Genomic DNA, 17,850 nt, shown 5'->3' on the forward strand with positions numbered 1-17,850 from the left:
ATTCTTTATTTCGGAGCGGAGACCACCCCCGCCTCCAGCAGGCGGCGCGCCGCTTCATCGGCGGCGGCGTTGGCCGCGCCGATGAGCGCCTGTCGGGCGCCCTCCGGGGTGGTGAAGAGATCCGTGAACCCGTAGGTGGAGGAGACCGTGCTGGCCCATCCCGCCGGTGCGGCCGGACCGGCCCCGTGGATCTTCAGGGTCGTGCCCGCCTCCGCCTCCACCTTGAGCGTGCCGACGCGCTTGAAGTTGACGCGAAATTCCTCCACGCTGCCCCACACCCTTGCGGGAACGCCGGAGGGGATTTCCGCCTCCCCGGCTACGCGGACCGCGGCGATCCCCTTTTCCGCAAGGGCGCCCGCGATCAGGTCGGCCATCGCCTTGCCGGGATTCCCCTTCCACACGATCGACCGGACATGGTCGAAATCACGCCCGATCTCATACGAGGGATCCCCCGACCAGGAAAAATCGGACACGGCGACCGCCGGGGCCCCCGCCGCGCCGGGGGGAGCCTGTGACGCCTTGCGCGAAAGTTCTCCCGGAACGGTTAGCACACTCCCCGTGACGCACCCGGACAGGGTCCCCCACAGGATCAGCGGAAAAATCCACGAGCGATGAATGCGTTTCACGTTTTCTCCCGTTCGAACAAGATTTGCCGGCAGGAACGCGGTGAACCTTCCCTAATTTATGCCATGCGCCGCGAGGTTTCAACGGAAACTCCGGCCCTTTCGCCTTGAAATCCGGTCTTCCGTTGACGTATCGTGAAGGGCACCGAAAGGAGGTTCGATGCCCGTATCCCCGGAAATCCGGGAGGCGATCCGTCAAGGGTCCTGGATCCGGAAGATGTTCGAGGAAGGCGCCTTTCTGAAGGCGAAAAAGGGGCTGGAAAACGTCTTCGATTTCTCCCTCGGGAACCCGTACGGCGATCCTCCGCCCCTGCTGGCGCTGGAACTTGCCCGGCTTGCCGCGAACCCGCCGCCGGACCTTCACAAGTACATGCCGAACGCCGGGTTCCCGGATGTCCGCCAGCGCGTGGCGGAAGACCTTCTGAAAACCACCGGGCTCGCCTACGCCCCGGGGCTGGTCGTGATGACCGTCGGGGCCGCGGGGGCGCTCAACGTGGCGCTGCGGGCGATCCTGTCTCCCGGCGACGAGGTGATCGTCATCGCCCCCTATTTCGTCGAATACCTTTTCTACGTCCGCAACGCGGGCGGGGTCCCGGTCGTTGCGCAATCCGCCGACGATTTCCAGCTCGACCTCGAGGCGATCCGCGCGGCGATCACCGGACGGACGAAAGCCCTCCTCCTCAACACCCCCAACAACCCGACCGGGGCGGTCTACCCGGCCGATTCGCTCCGGGGGCTCTCCCGCGTCCTCTCGGAGGGAGAGGTGCGCACGGGAGGGCCGATCTACGTCCTCTCCGACGAGCCGTACCGGAAAATCGTCTATCCCGAGGCGGTCTTTTCTCCGCCGGCCGCCTCGCTGCGCAATACGCTCGTGGCCTATTCCCACTCCAAGGACCTGAACCTCCCGGGGGAGAGGATCGGATACCTCGCCGTCAGCCCGCGCGCGGCGGACGCCGCCGAGCTGGCCGACGCCTGCGTGTTCTGCAACCGCGTGCTCGGGTTCGTCAACGCCCCTTCCCTCATGCAGCGGGTGGTTGCCGGGTTCCAGGGGATCGAGGCCGACCTGTCGGTCTATCGCCGGAACCGGGAAATGCTCCTCACGACCCTTCTGGGGTCGGGATTCTCCGTCGTTCCGCCCGGCGGCGCGTTCTACCTCTTTCCGCGGTCGCCCGTCGAGGACGAGATGAGGTTCCTCGCGGCGGCGCGGGAGGAAAACGTCCTGGCGGTGCCGGGGAGCGGCTTCGGCCGCAAGGGATATTTCCGGATCGCCTACTGCGTGGACCCGGAGACGGTCGAGCGTTCGCTGCCTGCGTGGAAAAGGCTGGGGAGCCGCTTCTTCGGGAGGAAGGGAGGGCGGGGTTGACCGCTGCGTTCCGGAAAAACATCGATCGCATGAAAGGATACCAGCCCGGCGAGCAGCCGCAGGAGGGCGGGTTCATCAAGCTCAACACGAACGAGAACCCCTATCCGCCCTCCCCGCGGGTCCGGCGGGCCATCCTGTCCGAGGCGAAGGACTCCCTTCGCCTGTATCCCGACCCCGGCGCGACGACGCTCCGCCGGAAGGCCGCGCTCGTTTACGGGTTCGACCTGTCGCAGGTGATCGCGGGAAACGGGTCGGACGACCTCCTGGCCATGATCGCCCGCGCCTTCATCGGGGAAAAGGACGCGCTCTGCTGCCCCGTCCCGACGTACACGCTCTACGACACCCTCGTGCGGATCCAGGGGGGGAAGATTCTCGGCATCCCCTATCCGGACGATTATTCCCTCCCGCGGGGCATCTTCCGCGCCCGGGCGAACGTCGCGATGGTGGCCAGCCCCAACTCCCCCTCGGGGACCACGGTCCCGCTCTCGGTTCTCTCCCGCCTCGCCGACTGCGTCCCCGGCGTGCTCGTCGTCGACGAAGCATACGCCGACTTCGCGGAGGAAAACGCCCTCTCGCTGGCCCGGGAACGGGAGAACGTGATCGTGCTGCGGACCTTTTCCAAGTCGTTTTCCCTGGCCGGGATGCGGATCGGACTGGGGTTTGCGCACCCCCGGATCATCGAGGGGCTTTTCAAGGTGAAGGACTCCTACAACCTGAACCGCCTGAGCATCGCCGCCGGAGAGGCGGCGCTTTCGGACATCGCCTGGATGGAGCGGAATGCGGCGAGGGTCCGGAAGACCAGGGAGCGGCTGGTTGCCGGCCTGCCGGCGGTCGGATTCGCGCCGTTCCCCTCGCAATCCAACTTCGTGCTTGCCCGAAGGGAGGGGGGGAAACCCGCGGGGCCGGTCTACGAGGCGCTAAAGGAGCGGAAGATCCTGGTGCGCCATTTCGACACTCCGCGGCTGGCCGACTGCCTGCGCATCACGGTCGGCACCGATGGCGAGATCGATGCGCTGCTGACGGCGTTGGCGGGCGGCTCTACAGCGTCACAATCCAGTTGCCGCCCTCGCGGTTCCGCCATGCGGCGGTGACGGATCCATCGGGACGACGCAGGATCACCTGGAAGCAGTACTCGACGATACTCCCCTCGGGTCCATAGACGAACGTCTCGAACGTCCGGGGAAGCGGATGCCGGCCGAACGCGTTCAATCGCGCACGAAGGAACGCCTCCCGGTCTCCCGCAAAAAAGTAGTCCGATGCCTTCCCCTCCCCCGAGGCGAACTTCTTGACCTCCATCACGGACAGGTTCTGGGCGTTCCAGGTGGAATCCCCCCAGAAGAGGCGCGCGAAGACCACCTCGCCATCGTTATCCTGGAGGGTGAGCCGGGCACAATTGATCTTGTCGGCGACCAGCTTGCCCTTCTCTCCGGCGACGTGGTACAGGAAAAAGGGCATCGGCCGGCTCTTGAGCACCGACAGCGCTTCCGGAACTTCGACAACGGGGACGCTTTCGCCCATGGCGAATCTCGCGCGGCAAAGGTCCGGGGACGGTTTTTTCCGCATCGCCCCGAAGCCGTATCGAACGGGTCCCGTCCGCGGTTCTCCGCTCCGCAGCGGAAGCCGGAGCCGAAACATGCCGAGCCCTGCGGCGGGAGCCAGGTTTCCCCCTCCTTCTTCCTCGACCGGGGCCAGGTCCCCCGAGACGTCCTCCCCGGGCACCGCCACTTCGTAGACGGGGGAGAACCATTCGGCGCCCCCTCCGACGGTGGAGAAGAAATAGCGCAACCGGAGGCGGCGGCCCGTCGGCGGAGAAGGAAGGAAGAGGCGCGTTTCCCTTCTTCCCGGTTCCGCGGACGGGGGCATGACCAGGGAGGCCCGGGCGATTTCCCGGTCCGGGGCGCTTTCCAGGGCAGCGGTGTAGTGGAGCAGAACCAATTCGGGGCGGTCGGCTCCGTCGATGAACACGCGGCGCAGTGCAAGCATCCCCCATCCCCTTTCTTCAGACACGGACGCAAGTTAGGCGCCGGACAACCGTGGGGCTTGCCGGTTTTGTATACTGTAAACCTAAAAAGGGAACGGGGGATGGAAAATCGTCGGGGAGCGCGTTTTTTTTACTCGTACCCGATCCGGCCGAGATCCTCTTCGTCCATCCCGAAATAGTGTCCGATCTCGTGGAGAAGGGTCACCCGGATCTGGCGGCGGAGTTCCACGGGATCGGGGAAATCCTCCACCAGGGGTCCCCGGTAGATCGAGATCTTGTCCGGGAGGTTGCCGGTAAGGGAGACCGAGCGCTCGGGCAGGGGGACTCCGTGGTAGAACCCGTACAGGGTTTCATCGGGGGGGATCTCGAGCTCGTCCAGCAGCCAGTCGGGGGGCCAATCCTCCACCACGACCGCCACGTTTTCCAGCGCCTGCCGGAAGAGTTCGGGCAGATCGTCCAGCGCCTGCCGCAGGATTTCCTGGAAGTCGGCCCGTGCCACGTCTTACCGGAGCCGGTTCCGGATTTCCCGCACGGCGTCCCTGACGATCTTTTCGGCGACTTTCTTCGATTCCACGCGGTACGTCCCGTTGTCCACAGCGGTCCGGAGATCTGCCACTTTTTTGACAGGGCAGGCTTCCCTCATGCCGTCGGGGGAGGAACCGGGCATTCTTTTCGCCCCTTTGACAGGTGTTTTCCCGACTCCTTTTCCCTTACGGTCCGAGGGTTTCACTCGATGCATGCCTCCAGACAATGGTGTCCCGCCTGTAAGGTGCATATCGACCGATTCCAGGCGAAACTTTATCCAAACAAGGGTAAAATGAGCCCATGGCGAAAACGCTGCTGATCGCAGACGACGAGGAGCTCACGATTTCCCTTCTGAGGGAGGTGTTCACCTCGCCGGACATCCGCCTCCATCTTGCGAGATCGGGCAGCGAGGCGATATCGATCATCGACCGGACCGACATCGACGTGGTGCTGACCGATTTCATGATGCCCGGCGTCGACGGTCTCGCGGTCCTCGCCCACGCGAAGAAAATCCTCCCGAAGTGCGAGGTCATCCTGATGACGGCGTTCGCGACGGTGGAAAACGCGGTACAGGCCATGAAGCTCGGCGCCTTCCACTATCTCACGAAGCCGTTCAAGGTGGTAGAGGTTTCCAACCTGGTCGGCCGGGCGCTGGAGCTTACCGCCATCCGGAAGGAGAACCTCCACCTCAAGACCCAGGCCATCCGGCATTACACGTTCGAGAACGTCATCGGGCTGAGCGAGCCGATCCGCCAGGTGCTGGACCTCGTCCGGAAGGTCGCCGCCACCGACTCCACCATCCTGATCCTCGGCGAGAGCGGGACCGGCAAGGAGCTGATCGCCCGGGCCGTCCACTACAACAGCAAGCGGGCCGACCGGGTCCTGGTGCCCGTCAACTGCTCCGCCATCCCGGCCGGCCTGCTGGAGAGCGAACTCTTCGGGCACGTCAAAGGGGCCTATACCGGCGCGCACGTCGAGCGAAGCGGCTGGTTCGAAACGGCCAACCGGGGGACGATCTTTCTCGACGAGATCGGCGAGATGAGCCCTCCTCTCCAGACCAAACTGCTGCGCGTCCTGCAGGACCAGTCGTTCATCCCGGTGGGCGGAACGAAGACCGTGAACGTGGACGTCCGTGTCATCGCCGCCACCAACAAGGACCTGGAGGTGGAGATCGCCGCGGGGCGATTCCGGCAGGATCTCTTTTTCCGGCTCAACGTGATCCCGATCCACCTCCCCTCCCTGCGCGAGCGCATCGACGACGTGCCGGTTCTCGCCGGGCATTTCCTTCGCAAGTGGGACCGCAAGACGGGGCGCCACCACCCCGGATTCCGGCCGGAAGCGATGGAAGCGCTCATGCGCTACTCCTGGCCGGGCAACGTCAGGGAGCTGGAAAACCTCGTGGAGCGGCTGGTCGTTTTGAAGAGCGAGGGGTGGTTCGAGAAGAGCGACCTCCCGCCGGCGATGCAGGAAGGGGGGGCGATCCGGATCACCGCCGGGGTCGATTTCGGCAGCGACGGAATCGATTTCCGGAAAGCGACGGGGGCGTTCCAGCTTCACCTCATCGCGCACGCGATGGCCCTGACCAAGGGGAACAAGAACAAGGCCGCCGCCCTGTTGGGACTCAAGCGGACGACTCTTCTGGAGATGCTGAAACGAGAGCCCCTGGACCGCCGAGAATTGTCAGAGGCCTGAGGAAGTGTCAATATATTGACACTTCCCGGAAGACCGCCACGGTCCCCCATTAGCATAACCCCATAATATTTCAATTAGATACAACCTGTTTCCCTCTTGGCATGCCTGTTGCTGCCTTTTCTCTCATCATGAACCCCTAAGTTCCTGTTTCAAGAGAGGAAGCGATATGGCCCCGAGAGAAGCCGTGACGGCCCGCGGACATTATGAAGCCCCTCCCCCTCTGGCGATCGACCGGAACGCGCTGGTGGATGAATTCATCCCCACGATCAAATACCACGCGTCCCGCATCAAGATGCGCGTCCCCCCCAACATCGAGATGGACGACCTCGTCAGCTCGGGCATCGTCGGCCTGCTCGATGCCATCGATCGATTCGACCCTTCGCGCGGGATCAAATTCAAGACCTACGCGGAGTTCCGTATCCGCGGAACGATGCTCGACTATCTCCGCGAGATGGACTGGTTCCCCCGATCCATCCGGCAGTCCTCCACGCGTCTGCAGAACGCATATTCGCGGCTCGAAGGACTGCTGGGCCGCCCCCCCGAGGAGGAAGAGGTCGCCGCCGACCTGGGGATCACCGTGGACGAGCTCCATAAAAAGCTGGCGATGCTCTCGGGGCTTACCGTCCTCTCCCACGACGAGTCCCAGGAGGACGGGGACGGCTCCGGCATCCAGTATTACCTGTCGGAGGTCGCGAAGGACGAAGCGCGGGAAGAGGAGCTGCTGCGGGATCTCAAGGAAGTGCTCGCGAAGGCGATCGACACGCTTCCGGAAAGGGAAAAACAGCTGATCGCCCTCTACTATTACGAGGACCTGACGATGCGGGAGATCAGCGAGATCTTCCGCCTGGGAGAGCCGCGGATCTGCCAGCTGCACGCCCAGGCGACCCTCCGTCTGCGGGGCAAGTTGCACACACAGCTCGACCGGTGACCCGGGGGGAAGGGCCGCCCCTCATCCCTCCGTCAGCTCCCCCTCCCCGCTTCTGAGCGAGCCGATCCGCGCCCGGAACCGCTCGACGTCCCTCACCGACTCCATGTACTTGGCCTGGGCGTTGTCCAGGTGCCTCCCGAAGAGCCGGAAGTTCTCCGCGAACCGCTCGAAATCCTTCCCCACGCGCTCCAGGAGGACCTGGATCTCTCTCGTCTTCTGCTCGATCTTGAACCCCCGGAAGGCGAACGCCAGCGCCTGCAGGTAGGCGTAGAAGCTGTTGGGGGACGTGGGGACCACCTGCAGCTTCAGGAGCTGTTCATGGAGGGCCCGGTTGCGCAGGACGAGGTAGTAGACGGACTCGGCAGGGACGAAGAGAAAGGCGAAATCCAGCGTCTTGGGAGGCCGGATGTATTTCGAGCGGATCGATTCGGCCTGGGTCAGCACGTCCCGGGCGAACGCTTTTTCGTACTCCCTCCGAGCCGCCTCGTCGATCTCCCCTTCCATCAGCGGCTGGGCGTTGGCCAACGGGAATTTCGCATCCACGCAGACAAACTGGCCCCGGTCCGGCCGGACGAAGATCGCGGCATCGGCCCGCTCCCCCCATTCCATCTGGTATTGGAGCTCGAACATCTCGGTGTGATCCCCGAAAAGGTCGGAGAGCATCTGGGAAAGGGTGAGCTCCCCGAAGGCCCCGCGCGCCTTGGGCTGGGTGAGAAGGACGTTCAGCTGGTTGATGTCCCGGGACAGGAGAACCACCTGCCCCGTAGCGGCGCTCAGCTCCTTGAGATGCCCCGCGACCTGGTCGAACCCTTTCAGATTGCGGTCGGCCGTCTCCGCGAGCTCGCGCGCGACCTCGCCGCGGATCTCCGTGAGCCGCTCCTCGATCCGGCGGGAAATGTCGTCGATCCCCTTGAGAAGATTCTCCGACACCTCCTGGCGGATCCGCGCAGAGGAGTCGGCCTGCGCGCGGGCCAGGTCGGATGCACTCGCCCGGAGCGCGTCGGTGAAATTCTTTTCCAGGAGATCCAGCCGGTCCCGGAGCGGCGGGGGGCGGCGCAACAGCAGGGTGAGGAACGTCGCAGCGGCGACGACCAGCGTCAGGATCGAAAGAATTTCCATGGTAGGATAACTATACCAAGAAACCCCGGAAAGGGGGATGCATGCAGGTTTCCAAGCAGCTGGCCATTTTCGGATTTCACTTCTGCACGACGATCTTCATCGGGCTTTCGCTCTATGGAGTCCTCCGGTACCTGAACGAAGGGCTCCAGCAGTCCGATTCTTTCGTCGCCGCCGGCTCTTACGCGGCGCTCATTCTCGCTTCCATCGCCGGGATCGCATTTTTCGGGAGAGAGGCGGACCGGCGCAGGGCGGAGGAAGTCCAAAAAAAGGATGCCGCCGCGGTGATCCCCGCGAAAAAACGGAAACGCTGAATCCTTGTTCGATCCCCCCGCCTCTTACCTGCATCAACGGGATCGACACCGGAAAGAGGCATCGGCATGGCAACCCTTACGGCGTTCGGGGCAGCGTCCCTTATGCTGATCCGGGGAATCTGGTACTTCGGCGAGATGCGGGACAGGCTCGCCGCACAGGAAGCGGCAGGCGGTTAACCCGGCGTTAAAGTCCGTTTCCGCAACATCTCCTGCACGGTCGCGGGAAGTGTTTCCCGGGCGTGAAGCGGAGGGCCCGGGATGGCCGGGTGCATCTCCTCGAACGTCGACCGAACCGAACGGTAGAGTACACCCAACGGGATCCTCTCCTCCCACTCCAGCGCCAGCGCGAATGCCTTCATCCGGTCCGTCGCGTCGTGCTCCGGCAAGATTTTGTACGCCATCCTCCCGTACCACTGGTAGGTGTTCTTCTTGTTGTAGGTGATGCACGGCTGGAGGATGTCGACCAGGGCAAACCCCTTGAATCGGATCGCCTGAAGCATCAGGTCCGCCGTGAATTCCACGTCGGCGGCGTACCCCCTCGCCACGAACCCGCAACCCAGGGCGATGGCGACCGCCAGCGGCGGGAACGGTCCGGAGATGACGCCCGTCCGGTTGAGCGAGCCGGCCCATCCCGCATCGCTGGTGGGGGACGGCTGCCCCTTGGTCAGGCCGTAGACCTGGTTGTCGTGGACGAACAGCGCGATGTCGACGTTGCGCCGGATGTTGTGGAGAAAGTGGTTCCCGCCTTCCCCGTAGATGTCGCCGTCCCCGCTCGTCACCACGACGGTCATCGCGGGGTTGGACATCTTGATCGCCGCGGCCGCCGGCAGCGCCCTGCCGTGCAGGCCGTCGAACACGTTCACGTCCACGTAATGGGGAAGCTTCGCGGCCTGGCCGATCCCGGAGACGAGCACGATCTCGTGCTTCTCCCTGCCGAGCTTCTCCATCGCCTTCTTTACCGCGTTCAGGATCCCGAAGTTTCCGCACCCTTGGCACCATGCGTTCTCGACATCCGTGTCGAAAGGGCTTCCCATATCCTTTTCCTCGCTTCCGGCGCCAGCGTTTCGGGAGTGAAGGGAAGGCCGTCGTAGCGGGAGACCGTTCCCGCGATCTCCGCCCCCGACTCCCGCCGGATCAGCCGGGCCAGCTGGCCGCTGATGTTGTTTTCGACCGTGAGCGCCGCGTCGTAGCGGGGCGCGATCTCCGCCATTTCCTTCGCCGGGAAGGGCCAGACCTGCCGCAGGTGCACCGCCGCCACGGCGATTCCCTCCCGGGCCAGGATCTGGCGGGTTTCCTCGATCACCTCTTTCGTCGAGCCGAATCCGATCAGCACGGCGTCCCCGTTGGGCGGCCCGGACACCAGCGGCGGGAGCGTCCGCTGCGCCAGCGCCTCCCCCTTCCGCCGCCGCTTCTCCACCATCCGGATCCGGGCGTCGTGATCCTCCGTGAGATGCCCGTCCTCGGTGTGCTCGTCGCTGCCGGCCACGACGGTGATCCCCGGCTCGCCCGGCACCGCCATCGGGGAGACGCCGTCCCCGGTGACCGCGTACCGGAGATACCTTCCGTTCGCCGCGCGGGGAACTTCCGTCCCCCGGACCAAATGCCGCCGCACGGGCCGGATGTCGAATTTCGCGGGGTCCATGTCGACGATCGTGTCCGCCAGGTACTGGTCGGTGAGAAGGAACGCCGGCACCTGGTACGCCTCCGCCAGGTCCATCGCATGCTGGGCCAGGTCGAACGCCTCCTCCGGGGAGCCGGGGGAGAGAACCAGCCGGGGGAACTCCCCGTGCCCCGCGGAGAGGACGAAGTCGAGGTCTCCCTGCTCCGTCCGCGTGGGCATCCCCGTGGCGGGACCCGGACGCATCCCGAGCGCGATGACGACCGGGGTCTCCAGCATCCCGGCCAGGGAGAGTGCCTCGACCATCAGCGCGAACCCGCCGCCGGAGGTGGCCACCATCGCGCGCGCACCCGCGTAGGATGCGCCGATCGCCATGTTCAGCGCCGCGATCTCGTCTTCCGCCTGCTCGAAAACCAGGCCCACGGCGGGACCGTTGTCCGCCAGCACGGACAGGATCCCCGTGCCCGGCGTCATCGGGTACCCTGCGGCGAACTTGCACCCTCCCGCGATCGCCCCCAGCGCGAGCGCCTCGTTGCCGGACATCACCACGCGGGGCGATGATGGCGCGCGGGAAAGGCGAAACGTATCCCCCAGGCGCCCCATTGCCCACTCCTCTCCCAGGGCAAGCGCCTTCCGGTTCTTTTCGAGAAAATCGCCCTTGAAGTCCGCGGCGAGCAGCGGGGCCAGGATATCGAGCGGAATCCCAAGGGCGCAGGCGAGGATGCCCGCTCCCGCCATGTTCGCCAGAATGGGACTGCCTGCGGAAACGGCCATCTGCTTGAGCGGCGACGACAGAACCTGCGGAGACGCGGAGGGGGTGTCCGCCAAAGCGAGCCCGCCCTTCGAAAGCCTCGGAAGAAAGTGCGGAAGATGACCGGGGGCAAGACAGAGCAGGATGTCCGCCTCGTCCCTTCCGGCGCGCACCGGGTCCGACCCGATGCGGACGGAATAGGAATTCCGCCCGCCCCGGATCCGGCTCATGTAGTCCTGGGTCGCGTGGAAATGATAGCCCCACAGGACCGCCATCCGGGAGATGATCGCTCCGAGGGTGTGTACCCCTTGCCCTGCGCCGCCGGTAATCCGGATATTGAGATCTGCCGCCATCCCGGCACCCCCTGTCTTATGGATGACGGCGCCGATGCCCAAGTTCCGTTTTGCAAACCCCTTCGGACGGCTTCCTGCCTCCCCGGGGAAATCAAAAAATGTTCTATTCTATCGATCTGTTATGAGAGTCGTCGTCCCTGTCCAGGCGGGGCTGGAGCTGGAGGACTTCCTTGACCATCCCCGGGATGCTTCCTGCCGGCTGCCACTTCTTTTCCCGGGTCCGCGCCGCTTCCCCGTCCTCTTCCAGCGTCCCCTTCACGAACTCCAGGTGGACGCGGGCCACGAGGTAGTCGCGCCGGGCCCGGGCCAGGTTCCCCTTCGCCTGCTTCAGGTTCAGCTCCGCATCCTCCGTATCGAGCCTCGTCTTGACCCCGTACTCGAATCCCTTCTCCGACAGGTCGAGTAGCCGCGTAGCCTGGGAAACCGTTCCCCCGAGCGCCATGACGATCTCCCCGGCTTCCCGAACGGCGTTGACCGCATCGCGCGTCTCCAGGGCGATGGAGTCCATGAGCTTCGCCTCGTCAATCCGCAGCGAGGCGACTTCGCTCCTGGCCTGGGCCACCTTCCCCCGGGTGCGCAGGCCGTCGAAGATCGGATAACTGAAAAACAGCCCGGCCGACCAGGTCTTTCCGTTCGCTTCGGCATCGCCCAGGTCGAGATCCCGCCAGCCGTACCCCGCCCTGAGGTCCAGGCGCGGCTTGTCGCCGGCATCGGCGACGGTCACCAGCTCCTTCGAGATCCCGATCCGGTGGCGCAGCTCGGAGAGCTCCGGCCGGTTTTTCCAGGCGCTCGCAAGCGCCTCCTCGTACCGCGGATACGGTTCGACGGCGGACACGAGGGTTCCGCTGACGTCCACCTCCCCCCCTTCCATGGCAAGCAGGAACGAAAGCCTCTCCCGTGCGCTCCGGATGAGATTCTCCGTCCGGATGACGTCGGGCCTGGCATTCTCCACCGCCACCCCGGCCGCCAGGACATCGTAATCGGTGGCCGTGCCGATGGCCTGCTTCCTGCGCGCCTCGTCCAGGTGGCGCAGTTTCTGCTCCAGGTTCTGCGCGGCGATGGCGTGGAGCTCCCGGGCGAGCAGGATGTCGTAAAAAGCGGCCGTCACGTTCCGCGTCGCCGTCTGCCGGAAGAAGCGCAGCTGGTCGTCGGCGGTCGCGAACCCGATCCTCGCCGCGCGGATCCCTGCCCCGATCTGCCCCCACGTGTAGAGCGGCTGGGAAAGGCTCGCCTCGGCCGAGCGGGTCTCCTGCTGGGGAGGGATGAAATCCCCGCCGAACGCTTTCTGGCTGTCGTCCCGGTTGCGGGAGATGCCCGAGGTGATCGTGACCTGGGGGAGTGCCGCCGCCCGCTCCTCCACGTAGCGCCCCTCCACCTGTCTCCGGAACTCGCTCGCCTTCCGGATATCCCGGTTCCTCTCGGACGCGATCCGGAGCGCCTCGTCCAGGGTCAGGAGCTTCACGGCGTTGTCCGCCCCGAAGGAGGCCGCCGGGATAAGGAAAACCGCAAAGAGAATGACAACGCACCGCCTGAATGGCGCGGCGACGGCCGTCCCGTTCATGCGCGCACCTCCTCGCTCGTCTTCGCTTCTTCCTTCTTTCCTTCCCAGCGGCGGCGGATCCAGTCGCCGAAATCGTCGAGAAGGGTGTACACGACCGGCACGACAAGGAGCGTGAGAAACGTCGACGTGATCAATCCCCCGATGACCGCGCGCGCCATCGGCGCCCGCATCTCCGCCCCCGCCCCGAGGGCCAGCGCCAGCGGCAGCATCCCGAAGATCATGGCGAGCGTCGTCATCAGGATCGGCCGCAATCGGGTGCGCCCCGCCGTGATCACCGCCTCGGCCCGGCCCATCCCCCGGGCGCGAAGGACCTTCGCGTAGTCCACGAGGAGGATCGCGTTCTTCGTGACCAGCCCCATCAGCATGATGAGGCCGATCAGGGACATGATGTTGATCGTGTCCCCCGTGAGGAAGAGCATCCCCGCCATCCCCACGATGGAAAGCGGCAGCGAGAGCATGATGGCGAAGGGGTCGATGAACGACTCGAACTGGGCCGCCAGGATGAGGTACACGAAGATGACGGCCAGGAGGAGGGCTTCCGCCATGTACCCGAACGACTCCACCATGTCCTCGCCCTCGCCGGAGAAGACGACCCGGTATCCCGGCGCCAGCTTCATGCGGGAGGCGATCGCCTTCACTTTGTTCATCGCCTCGCCAAGGGGCAACCCGTCGAGGTTGGCGGAGATCACCACTTGCCGCGTCAGGTCCTGCCGGTTGATCTCCGAGGGGGTGTTGCTCATGTTGGTGCTCACCATTTCGCTCAGCGGCACCAGGCTGACGCTCCCATCTCCCCGGTTGACCGCCAGCCGCAGCCGCTCCACCTGCGCCGGGTCCTGCCGGAGTTCGAGGGGGAGCCGGACCCGGACGTCCACCGCGTCGCCGTCCTCGTCCTCGTAGGTGGACACCGCCTGCCCTCCCACGAGCGATCCCAAGGTGCGGACGACGTCGTTCGTCGTCACTCCCAGGTCCGCAGCCCGCTCCCGGTCCATGGTGAGCCGGAACTCCGGGATGTCCTGCTCCAGGGTCACCTCCAGGTCGACGACGCCGGGGATCTTGTACATCTCCTTTTTCAGCTCCGCGCCGTACCGCTTGAGCCGGGCGATGTCCTCCCCTCGGATGTTGACAAGGAGCGGCTTTTCCCCGCTCATCCGCCCCACTTCCACGATGGACGGGACGATCCCCGGGATCTGCTGCATCCGCGCCCGAAGGGTCCGCTGGAGCTGGTCCTGGAGGCGCCTGCGCTCCTTCTTCTCGACCAGCTTGACGTACACCATCCCGTCCCGCACCGTCCCGGTGTCGCCGGCGCCGATGGTGGCGTAGGTGTGCTTCACCTCGGACATCTTCCGAAGTTCCGCCAGGAGGGCATCGACGCGGTTGCGCGTCTCGTCGATGGAGGCGTCCGGCGCGGTCTGGAAGTTCACCTGGAACTCGGCCCGGTCGTATTCGCTGAAGAACTCGGTCTTCAGGGAAAAGAAGGCCAGGAGCCCTCCGACGAATGCCGCCGCCGCCAGGGCCAGGACGGTCTTCCGGTGGGCGAGGGCCCACGCGATCACCCCGCGGTAGCGGTCGGCGGTCCGGTCGAACCCGTCGTTGAATCGGTCGAGGACGCGCGCGACGAGGTGCCGCCTCCCCGTCCGGTCGATGTCGGGGTCATGCCACCGTGAGGAAAGCATCGGGTCCAGGGTGAAGGAGACGAAGAGGGAGACCAGGACTGCGAACGTGACGGTGATCCCGAACTGGAAGAAGAACCGGCCGACGATCCCTTTCATGAACGCCACCGGGACGAAGACCGCCACGATGGAGAAGGTCGTGGCCAGGACGGCCAGCCCGATCTCGCTCGTCCCGATACGGGCCGCCTCGAAGTGGTCCTTCCCGTGCTCGAGGTGCCGCACGATGTTTTCCCGCACGACGATCGCGTCGTCGATGAGCAGTCCGATGGCCAGCGAGAGCGCCATCAGGGTCATGACATTCAGGGTCATCCCCATGAAGTTCATCACGATGAAGGAGGAGATGACCGAGATGGGCAGGGTGAGCCCCGTGATCACCGTGGATCGCCAGGAGTTCAGGAAGCAGAAGACGATGAAAATGGTGAGGATCCCGCCCAAGATCAGCGTTTCCTGCACGTCCTTGACCGACTCCTGGATCATGATGGAGGCGTCCCGCACCATCTCGATGGACGTGCCGGCGGGGAGCTCCGCCTGGAGGCGGGCGATCTCTTTCTTCACGGCCACGACCACGGCCACCGTGTTGGCCCCCGACTGTTTCTGGATGTCGATCGCCACGGCGGGAAGTCCGTTCACCAGCGCCAGTGAGCGCTGCTCCTCCGTGCCGTCCCGCACCTCCGCCACCTGGGAAAGCGTGACGGGCCGGCCGGTGCGCTGCGCGACCACCATCGTCTTGAACTTCTCCACGGCGTCCGGCTTACCCGACACGCGCAGCGGAAATTCGGAGCCGTTGCGGTTCAGCCGGCCCAGCGGCGTGTTGACGTTCTCCGACCGGATCCCGGCAATTACCTCGTCGATTCCCATCCCGAGGGCTTGCAGACGAAGCGGATCGATGTTGATGTTCACTTCGCGCTTTGCCGCGCCGACCAGGTCCACCTTCCCGACGCCCGAGAGGTTCTCGAACCGGCGCCGGATCCTCTTCTCAACGAGCGTGGTCAGGTCCCTCGGGGAGAGCGCATTGGACCGCACCGCCAGGGAGACGACCGGCATCGCGGAGAAATCGAGCTTCTGGATGATGGGGTCCTCGATCCCCTGCGGCAGCTCTCCGCGGATGGCGGCGATCTTGGCCCGCGCCTCCTGGGACGCCTCGTTGATCCGGATTTCCAGCTGGAACTGCACCACGACGGTGGAGACGCTTTCGCGGGATGTCGACATCACGTGCTTGACCCCGGCGATCGGATTGACGGCCTCCTCGATCCGCTTGCTCACCTCGCGCTCCACGCTCTCGGGCGAGGCCCCGGGAAACTTGGTGACGATGGTGATCACCGGGATTTCCACGTCGGGGAACATGTCGACCGCCAGCCGCTTGTAGGAAAAGGCGCCCAGCGTCACGAGCGCCAGCATCATCACCGACGCGAAGATCGGGCGCCGGATGGAGAGGTCGGAGAGAAACATTTACTGGCCCCCGTCGATCCGGGTGATGTTCACCCGGTCGCCGTCCTTGACGTTGAAGCCGCCGCGCGTAATGACCGTTTCCCCCTTGGCCAGTCCCGATGCGATCTCCACCAGGTCCCCCGATACGCTCCCGGTGCGGACCGTGCGGCGGTGCGCGAGGTCCTTCTCGACGACCAGCAGGTCCCCTTTTTTCGCAGCGACGTCCCACGTGAGAAGGGCCGTCCGCGGCGCCAGGAGGACGCCCGGCCGCTGCCCGGTGACGATCCGGCCCTTGACGAACATCCCCCCTTTGAGCTCCTCCGGCACGTTCCGGACCTCTGCGACCACTTTCACCGACCGGTCCGCCTCGCTGACCACGGGGTTGATGAACCGGACCTTCCCCGCGAAGACCTTGCCCGGGATCGCGTCCGTGGAGAAGGTGAGCGCCTGCCCCACGCGCACCGCTCCCATCTCGCCCGAGGGGACGCTCACGGTCAGGTCGAGCAGGCGGGGGTCGACGACCCGGAAGACGACCTTCTGCATCTCGCCGACGACCTCCCCCACGTTGACGAATCGTTCGGCCACGATGCCGTCGAAGGGGGCGCGGATGACGGCCTTCGAGATCCGGGTCTTCGCCTGCCGGACATCCTCGTCGGCGGCCGCGATCTGCGCCTTCGCCGCGGCGACCCGCGCGGCTGCGGCCTCGCGCTGCGTGAGGGCGTCGTCCAGGTTCTGCCGGGTGACGAGCCCCGCTTCCTTCAGTTTTTGCGCACGCTCGTACTCACGCTCGGCCCGGTTCGTGGCGGCCTGGGCCTCCAGCAGGCCGGCCTTCGCCATCTCCACGGAGGCCTCGGCCCTCTTCAGGATCGCCTCCGCCTCGCGGGTGTCCACCCTCGCAAGCGGATCGCCCTTTTTCACGCGGACCCACTCGGTGACGTAGACCTCGACGATGCTCCCGCCGATCTCGGACTTGGCGTCCGACTGGAACTTGGCCGCAAGCGACCCCACGACGCTGATCCCGTCGGTCAGGTCCGCCGTCGTCGCGCGGCTCGCTTCCACCGCCACGGGAGGCTTTCCGCCGTCCTTTTGGACCGGTTTGCCGTCGGCCGTCCCCTGCCCGGAGCATCCCGCCGATTGCCAAGCCAGAAGAAGAAACGCGGCCCCCCATGCCGATCCCCGTTTCATCGCCGCCCCCCTTTCCGCGTCCCCTTGCGGCCCTCCGCGGCGATCCCGGCGAAGATGACCTCCAGGACGCGGTCGAGCCCCTCCTTCCCCAGCCCGACTTCCGGATGGCAGAGCTGGATCTCCATCGCGACGTTGACCGCACCGACGATGGCCCAGGTCATGTCCATCGCATCCCGTTTCCGGAATTCCCCGCCCCGGATCCCTTCCTCGACCAGCCGGCGGATGGCATCCTGGAACTTGAAGTGGTAGGCGTCGAAATCGAAAAACGGCGCCCCCTGGGGAGGGCCGTAATAGATGGAGTACATCACCCTGGCGACCCCGATGCGGTCCAGGAAGAGGTCGAAGGATCTGGCGCAGAAGCGAAGGATCTTCTCCGCGGCGCTCCCCGGCTCCTCGAGCGACGCGCCGACCAGGGAGTCGAACCGGGAAAACCCTTCCCTCATCAGCTCGAGATAGATCCCTTCCTTGTTCCGGAAATAGTAGTAGAGGACCGGCTTGGTCACCCCCGCCGCGGCCACGATCTCCCGGACGGTGGTCCCCGCGTACCCCTTGCGGGTGAAGAGCTCCGTGGCGCTCTTGAGCAGCCGCTCCCGGACCGCAACGTCGGGCGTCCCGGCGCCCCTCCCCGAACGTGCCCCCGCCGCCTCCGTCTCGCCCATCCGCTCCACCTCCCGAACCGGAATGATCTTACCTACCGGTAAGTATAAATACCGAAAAACAGCTGTCAAGGAAATTATTACTT

The 17,850-nt window shown here is 65.4% G+C and carries 15 protein-coding genes; 5 read left to right on the plus strand and 10 right to left on the minus strand.

Annotation, left to right across the window (positions count from 1 at the left end; genetic code table 11):
• Positions 1–5: 5 nt before the first annotated feature.
• Positions 6–626 (minus strand): hypothetical protein, encoded by a 621-nt coding sequence (locus tag A2Z13_08460; GenBank protein ID OGP80749.1) that lies wholly within the window; start codon positions 624–626, stop codon positions 6–8.
• Between the two features lie 157 nt (positions 627–783).
• On the opposite strand from A2Z13_08460, the gene A2Z13_08465 reads away from it, so the two are divergent.
• Together A2Z13_08465 and A2Z13_08470 are read left to right on the plus strand one after the other, a co-directional pair.
• A complete protein-coding gene (locus A2Z13_08465) occupies positions 784–1,986 on the plus strand; it encodes an aspartate aminotransferase (protein ID OGP80750.1) in 1,203 nt (400 codons plus the stop codon).
• A gap of 29 nt (positions 1,987–2,015) precedes the next feature.
• Positions 2,016–3,077 carry a histidinol-phosphate transaminase gene (locus tag A2Z13_08470; protein ID OGP80775.1) on the plus strand — a complete coding sequence of 354 codons (1,062 nt, stop codon included), beginning with the start codon at positions 2,016–2,018 and terminating at the stop codon, positions 3,075–3,077.
• Here A2Z13_08470 and A2Z13_08475 read toward each other — a convergent pair.
• Together A2Z13_08475 and A2Z13_08480 are read right to left on the minus strand one after the other, a co-directional pair.
• On the minus strand, positions 3,025–3,969 hold the full coding sequence (locus A2Z13_08475; GenBank protein ID OGP80751.1) for a hypothetical protein: 945 nt from the start codon (positions 3,967–3,969) through the stop codon (positions 3,025–3,027). The genes A2Z13_08470 and A2Z13_08475 overlap by 53 nt on opposite strands.
• 128 nt (positions 3,970–4,097) lie before the next feature.
• On the minus strand, positions 4,098–4,466 hold the full coding sequence (locus A2Z13_08480; GenBank protein ID OGP80752.1) for a hypothetical protein: 369 nt from the start codon (positions 4,464–4,466) through the stop codon (positions 4,098–4,100).
• Positions 4,467–4,792: 326 nt separating this feature from the next.
• Between A2Z13_08480 and A2Z13_08485 the strand changes: the two genes are divergently transcribed.
• Together A2Z13_08485 and A2Z13_08490 are read left to right on the plus strand one after the other, a co-directional pair.
• Positions 4,793–6,184 (plus strand): hypothetical protein, encoded by a 1,392-nt coding sequence (locus tag A2Z13_08485; GenBank protein OGP80753.1) that lies wholly within the window; start codon positions 4,793–4,795, stop codon positions 6,182–6,184.
• Between the two features lie 166 nt (positions 6,185–6,350).
• Positions 6,351–7,112 carry a hypothetical protein gene (locus A2Z13_08490; GenBank protein ID OGP80754.1) on the plus strand — a complete coding sequence of 254 codons (762 nt, stop codon included), beginning with the start codon at positions 6,351–6,353 and terminating at the stop codon, positions 7,110–7,112.
• Between the two features lie 21 nt (positions 7,113–7,133).
• Here A2Z13_08490 and A2Z13_08495 read toward each other — a convergent pair whose 3' ends face one another.
• Complete coding sequence (locus tag A2Z13_08495; GenBank protein OGP80755.1) at positions 7,134–8,231, minus strand: hypothetical protein; 1,098 nt, start codon at positions 8,229–8,231, stop codon at positions 7,134–7,136.
• 41 nt (positions 8,232–8,272) lie between these two features.
• Here A2Z13_08495 and A2Z13_08500 point away from each other — a divergent pair, with 41 nt between their 5' ends.
• On the plus strand, positions 8,273–8,542 hold the full coding sequence (locus tag A2Z13_08500; protein OGP80756.1) for a hypothetical protein: 270 nt from the start codon (positions 8,273–8,275) through the stop codon (positions 8,540–8,542).
• A 173-nt stretch (positions 8,543–8,715) separates the two neighbouring features.
• Here the strand turns inward: A2Z13_08500 and A2Z13_08505 are convergent, their stop codons facing one another.
• The 6 genes from A2Z13_08505 to A2Z13_08530 all read right to left on the minus strand — a co-directional run bounded on the left by A2Z13_08505 (position 8,716) and on the right by A2Z13_08530 (position 17,767).
• The gene (locus A2Z13_08505; protein ID OGP80757.1) at positions 8,716–9,576 is read right to left on the minus strand and encodes a 2-oxoacid ferredoxin oxidoreductase; all 861 of its coding nucleotides are present in this window, start codon (positions 9,574–9,576) and stop codon (positions 8,716–8,718) included.
• Positions 9,507–11,306: a hypothetical protein gene (locus A2Z13_08510; GenBank protein ID OGP80758.1), complete on the minus strand. Its 1,800-nt coding sequence runs from the start codon at positions 11,304–11,306 to the stop codon at positions 9,507–9,509. The genes A2Z13_08505 and A2Z13_08510 overlap by 70 nt, the downstream gene beginning before the upstream one ends.
• 61 nt (positions 11,307–11,367) lie before the next feature.
• Positions 11,368–12,825: a transporter gene (locus A2Z13_08515; protein ID OGP80759.1), complete on the minus strand. Its 1,458-nt coding sequence runs from the start codon at positions 12,823–12,825 to the stop codon at positions 11,368–11,370.
• Entirely contained in the window at positions 12,822–15,944 is a 3,123-nt protein-coding gene (locus tag A2Z13_08520) for an acriflavin resistance protein (GenBank protein ID OGP80760.1), read from the minus strand. Before A2Z13_08520 ends, A2Z13_08515 begins: the two co-directional genes overlap by 4 nt.
• On the minus strand, positions 15,945–17,108 hold the full coding sequence (locus A2Z13_08525; protein ID OGP80761.1) for an efflux transporter periplasmic adaptor subunit: 1,164 nt from the start codon (positions 17,106–17,108) through the stop codon (positions 15,945–15,947). It lies immediately after the preceding gene.
• Complete coding sequence (locus A2Z13_08530) at positions 17,105–17,767, minus strand: hypothetical protein (protein ID OGP80762.1); 663 nt, start codon at positions 17,765–17,767, stop codon at positions 17,105–17,107. The genes A2Z13_08525 and A2Z13_08530 overlap by 4 nt, the downstream gene beginning before the upstream one ends.
• Positions 17,768–17,850 lie beyond the last annotated feature (83 nt).

It is taken from the genome of Deltaproteobacteria bacterium RBG_16_64_85 (genome assembly GCA_001798885.1).
Lineage (GTDB): Bacteria > Desulfobacterota > Deferrimicrobia > Deferrimicrobiales > Deferrimicrobiaceae > FEB-35.